Annotated in this window: 4 protein-coding genes; 3 read left to right on the top strand and 1 reads right to left on the bottom strand. The window is 42.3% G+C overall.

The annotated features are described in order from the left end of the window. The 3 genes from BMX02_RS11970 to BMX02_RS11490 form a co-directional block, all read left to right on the top strand. Positions 1-447, top strand: a 447-nt coding sequence (locus BMX02_RS11970; RefSeq protein WP_218138502.1) for a PGF-CTERM sorting domain-containing protein, incomplete at its 5' end; no start/stop codon positions are given. Between the two features lie 104 nt (positions 448-551). After that, positions 552-2726: a PGF-pre-PGF domain-containing protein gene (locus tag BMX02_RS11495; RefSeq protein ID WP_091690913.1), complete on the top strand. Its 2175-nt coding sequence runs from the start codon at positions 552-554 to the stop codon at positions 2724-2726. Positions 2727-2847: 121 nt separating this feature from the next. Beyond that, positions 2848-5256, top strand: a complete 2409-nt coding sequence (locus tag BMX02_RS11490) for an outer membrane protein assembly factor BamB family protein (protein ID WP_091690912.1) — start codon at positions 2848-2850, stop codon at positions 5254-5256. A 59-nt stretch (positions 5257-5315) separates the two neighbouring features. On the opposite strand, the gene BMX02_RS12030 is transcribed toward BMX02_RS11490, so the two are convergent. Further along, the coding region (locus BMX02_RS12030) for a hypothetical protein (RefSeq protein ID WP_218138501.1) at positions 5316-5518 on the bottom strand (203 nt) is incomplete at its 5' end.

The raw sequence follows: 5518 nt of genomic DNA, 5'->3' as shown, positions 1-5518 counted from the left end.
GATGTGCCAGCTTCTGAAGGACTTAGCAAAAACACGCTGAAGAACGGGGATGTTGTTAGTTTCTGGTTCTGTCCAACGAACAGTACGACATTTGACCCCATCATCGGTGAAGCAACGTATGTCCTGAATATATCTGTAGCAATTGAAAGTAGTACTAGAGGTAGCAGCGGTGGCGGAGCAGGCCATGCCACTATTGTGAAAGTTGTCGATGAAGAAGAACAAACAGTTACTCCTGAAGAACCACAAACAGTTACTCCTGAAGAACCACAACCAGACGAGGAGGACGGTCAAGTTGCACCTGATGCGGATGCAGGTTTGGCAGAGCAGTCTGATGCACCAAATCCTGAAGCCGAAGAACCCAAAAAAGGTCTGCCCGGATTTGAAGGAATAGTTGCAGTATTCGGATTGTTGCTCTCAGCTATCTTTATCGTGAGAAGAAGGGTGTGATAGATCGGCATACGAATATTGATACCTTGTCGGGAAATGCTCTTCATCACTTTCCCGACACTCTCATATTGAGATTTGGAATATGGACGTTGGGGGCTAAAAGGATGAACAAAAAAAATAAAAACGTCTTCGCTGTTTTTTTGAGTGCAATACTATTCATTTGTATCTTGTCAGGTATAGCATGCGCATCCGATTGGTCACAGTTCCAGAAGGACAAAATCAACTCCGGAGTTACAAAGGATGAAGCACCGATATCCGATCCGATGACTGGTAGTTCCTTATCATGGGAAAGGAAATTATCTTCTAACATCGACATTGCACCCATAGTTGATGGAGACCTTGTATACGTGGCAACCGGTGACAACAAAGTGTATGCCATCGACAAAGAGACAGGAAACATCACATGGGAAAACTCTTCAAGCGGTAGCGGTTTCCTTCTTGCAAATATTGCTTACGGGAAGAACATGATCTTTGTTCCCACTAAAAATGGAAAAATATATGCTTTTGATGCAAAGACAGGAGTTGAAAAGTGGAACGTTAAGGTATCCAGTAATCAGCTGAACACGCCTGTTACATACGATAATAATCGGATATTTTTCGGAGATGCTGTCAGTGGTGGTACTGGCTCATCCACTGATGGAACATACTATTGCTTTGATGTGGAGGACGGCACTGAGCTCTGGAGTCGTGACTCTACCAGTGGCGGAGGTTATTACTGGGCAGGCGCAGCTGTGAAAGGGGATTATCTGATTTACGGTGATGATAAATCACATCTGACTTCAGTTGAAAAAGATACGGGCATTACCATTGATGAAATTGATGCCTCTTCCGTTTTTGGTGTTGATGTAAAAGAGATACGATCCTCTATTGTTTGGAACAGTGAGAGGTTATATTTCACATCAAAAGGCGGATACTGTTTTGTCCTTGGATTCAATCATAGCACTGGCAAGTTTGACACAATGGATAGTTACAACGCGTATATAGGCCCCAGTGTATCCACACCGGCAATCTATAATGGAAAGGTCTATGTCGGAAGTGCTGGAGCTTTATCCTGTTTAAATGCATCCGATCTAACTGGCATCTGGACTTTTGCAGTATCTGGTGATGTAAAGTCCTCTCCTGCTGTATCGGAACGTTATGATACAGGAAATGGCAACGTTTACATCTATTTCACAACAAACGATGCAAATGGAATGGTCTATTGCCTTAAAGATTACAATGGGAACAGTAATCCTGTGGAACAATGGTCATATGGGGAACCGGGAAAAACAGACTGGTCTCTTGCAGGTGTCGCGATATCTGATGGATGGGTATATTATGGTACTGACACGAATTATTTGTTTGGCTTAACAAACAAAAAAACTATTAGTGATAGTGGCGGCAGCGGTGGTGGCAGGGGTGGAGGTAGCGGTGGTTCAGCAAACATCTTATATAGTACTGGAGAAGCGCCTGAGAATATCGTTGCATTCGAGACGAGTATAAGGTATATGTCATTTGGTCATAAAACAACGTATGAGTTCTATGATCCAGATAACTATATCACCTCAATATCATTTGACGCGAAGCAGAATTGTGGGAAACAAGCTGCCGTTGTTGAGATATTGAATTCCAATTCTACGTACGCAACATCAATAGAGAAACAGGTCTACAAGTACCTAAACATCTGGATAGGCAAAGCTGGATTTGCAAACCCTGTACGCATGGATAATATGACTGTAGAATTCAAAGTTCTAAAATCAGAAATCAACGAAAGTACTGTAAACAGATCCACGATCATTTTGAACAGGTTCTATGATGATAAATGGAACTCTCTAAACACAGAGGAACTCGAGGACAGGGAGGATAATGAGGCCATCTATTTCAGAGCAGAAACCACTGGTTTTTCACCATTCGCCATAACATATGAAAATATCTCAGAAGTGAAGAATATAGATGAATATAAAGTTAATTCTTCGTACACAAAAACAATAACCGGAGATTTCCAAAATCTTGACGTCTGGTCTACCCTTGTTGGATCTACAATGCCTGAACGTACGGAAAATATGACTGTAGAATTCAGAGTACTAAAATCAGAAATCAACGAGAGTAATGTAAACAGGTCCACTATCACTTTGAACAGGTTCTATGATAATAAATGGAACTCTCTAAACACAGAGGAACTCGAGGACAGGGAGGATAATGAGACCATCTATTTCAGAGCAGAAACCACTGGTGTTTCACAATTTAAGATCACAGCTGAAGCAACTCTGGAAGTTGAGGATGAAAATCGAAAACAATAAAAGAAGGACGTTTTTTTCTACAGATCTTTGTAGATGTGGGCTGAAAAGTTATCAATATTTTGTGGATTCAAATTAGAGGTAAGTGAGGGTCAAACGATTCTGTATCAAGGATGAATGTAAAATGAACAAAAAAAGAATATCTGATAAAACGTTCGTACTTTTTTTCATTTTTATATTTTTAGCTTCAATATCGACAGTTGCCACATCATCCGATTGGTCACAGTTTCAGTCTGACTGGGAACATACCGCATTAACACAGGACCCTGCAGTCAAGGAGAATCCGGAAACAGCCTGGACTGTTACCACCTCTATGTATGAAGAGAATGGTATCAACGCCCCACCTATAATTGCAGACGATCTTGTGTATATATATACAACGAATGGTTCCATCTGGGCATTTGACAAGAACAATGGGGATCTGGTCTGGAAAAATAAAACCACTGGGGGAAGTGCGCTTCAATCATCAACACCAGCCTACGGCAATGGAAAGATCTTTGTTGCCAGCAATAGTGGTGACCTGTTTGCATTCGATGGATCAACAGGTGAAGAGCTTTGGAATGAGCATGTAACTGACAGCAACTTCGAATGTCCGATTACCTATTTCGATCACATGATCTATATCGGAGATGGACTTAAGGGCGGAGTTGCTACAAAATATTATTATTGCTACGATGGGAACGGACAACAGCTCTGGAAATATGCTAATGAGCGATCTGCAGGATTCTTGTGGAATGGTGCATGCGTTATAGGGGATTTCATTGTATATTCAACGCACGAAGGTAAGTTGGTAAGCCTCGATAAAGAAAAAGGCGGGCTTGTAGATGAGATCGATCTTACTTCTGAAGTCCTCGATTTTGCAAAGGATGATCCTGGTATGTTCCGTTCATCTGTAACATATAACGATGGATTCGTATATACGACCTCAGAAAGAGGACAGTCTTTAGGATATGTGTGGAAGATCGGATATGATAAAGGAAAGTTCATCAATGATGGTTGGTGTACTCAGAATGGTTTCAGTACATCAACGCCTGCTATTCATGAGGGGAAAATCTATGTTGGACAGGGGGAACATGGTTACCCAGGGAATCTCACCTGTTTGGACGATTCAACCGGGAATATTTTGTGGTCTTATTTCGTTGATGCAGGTGTGAAGTCGTCGCCAGCCATTGCTGTGGAGGGTGGGATGACGTACATTTATTTTACAGGGGCAAAAAGCAATGGTTCTCTTTATTGCCTGAAAGAGGATGGTTCTCTTGCCTGGGAATATAATCCACCTGATGATGGCTACATATTGCAAGGTGCTGCAATATCTGATGGGAAAATTTACTTTGGAACGGATAGTGGATACCTCTATTGCATTCAGGAGTCAATCCCAAAAGGGTGGGAGCAGTTCCATAAGGATGCTCAAAATACCGGATTTTCCCCATCTGATGCCTCGGATACGAACAACATATTATGGGCCAGCGAAGATATAGGGGCAGTACAAGGTTCATCACCTGTTATCGCCGACTCAAAGGTTTACGTAAACTGTGGTGATTATATTAAATCTTTAGACCAGTATACCGGTGAGTTTCTGAGAAATCACAGCAGAGGTAGCACCAAATATAATTCAATAGCATCTCCTGCCTACCACAACGGCAGTGTGTGGTGTGGATTGCCAGATTCGGTTAACAGCGGTACGACAGTGGCAGATGGGAAACTATTCGAAGGTGAGTGGGACGGTCACTATTACTGCTTCGATGAATTGACCGGAGAGGAGTTATGGAATTTTAGTGCAAATGGGAATGCACAGGCAACACCTGCATATGAGGAAGGCAGGGTTTATTTCACAAGCTGGGAATATGGGCAGACCCATGCAGGGTATGTCTATTGCGTTGATTCAAATACAGGCGACCTTATCTGGGATCAGAGTGAAATTGTATATAACTGCTGTGGTTCTCCAACAATTTATGGTAATATCGTTTACGTGACTACCTACAATTTCTATGGTGAAGGCGAGATCTACGCACTGAACAAAAATAATGGGTCCATTCTATGGAAAAGTTTGATACATCGGACAGATTCAACACCAACGGGGGCTTATGGCAACGTCTATGTTTGCGGAGGATGTTACGGATACAGTGATCTGCAGACATACTGTTTCGATGCAATAACCGGTGATCTCAAATGGAACACGACACCAAGTGATGGGATTGGGGGTTGGCTCTGTTCGGTTGCTGTTGCAGATGAAAAGGTATTTGTAGGGACCGCTCTTGAGCCAGAAGATGATTATACCGGACTTAATGGAACATGTGCCTTGGACGCATTTACCGGGGAATTGATATGGAACTCGGGATACGGAGGGTCCTCTCCAGCCGTTTCGGATGGAATGGTATTTACCATTGCAAATGGCAGAGTCTATGCTTTTGGTGATTTAGTAGCTATAGATGAATCAACTAATGAGGAATCGGCCGGATTCGAATCATCCACTGCAGCATCAGGGTTGTTGATTTCAGCTATTTATATGATGAGAAGGAAAAGGAAAGAGTAAATCGTTCTGTAGAAATTTTTGGACCCATCTGTGAGTTTGTCTGGAGCATCGAATTACTTTCACATATATACCCGTGTCACACATTGACACACAACGTATAAATACAAGGCTACTGTTGTAGGGGTGCTCTCAGTGAGCTGGTCGCTGTCGATTCTGACACGATCTATTGAGAGTTTGAAAAACGTCATACATTTCATGTATATCGACACATTGTCCAAAAATGTGTCAAAACCTTCCGGCTCGGAAGGTATATATGCGATGG

The organism is Methanococcoides vulcani, assembly GCF_900111645.1.
Taxonomy (GTDB): Archaea; Halobacteriota; Methanosarcinia; order Methanosarcinales; family Methanosarcinaceae; genus Methanococcoides; species Methanococcoides vulcani.
Note: the sequence above shows the minus strand (reverse complement) of the source record. Positions and strands in the feature narration are given on the sequence as shown.

Bases quoted from the DNA above. Each gene is read 5' to 3' on its own strand.
- BMX02_RS11495 (WP_091690913.1), top strand. From the start codon at position 552: ATGAACAAAAAAAATAAAAACGTCTTCGCTGTTTTTTTGAGTGCAATA.
- BMX02_RS11490 (WP_091690912.1), top strand. From the start codon at position 2,848: ATGAACAAAAAAAGAATATCTGATAAAACGTTCGTACTTTTTTTCATT.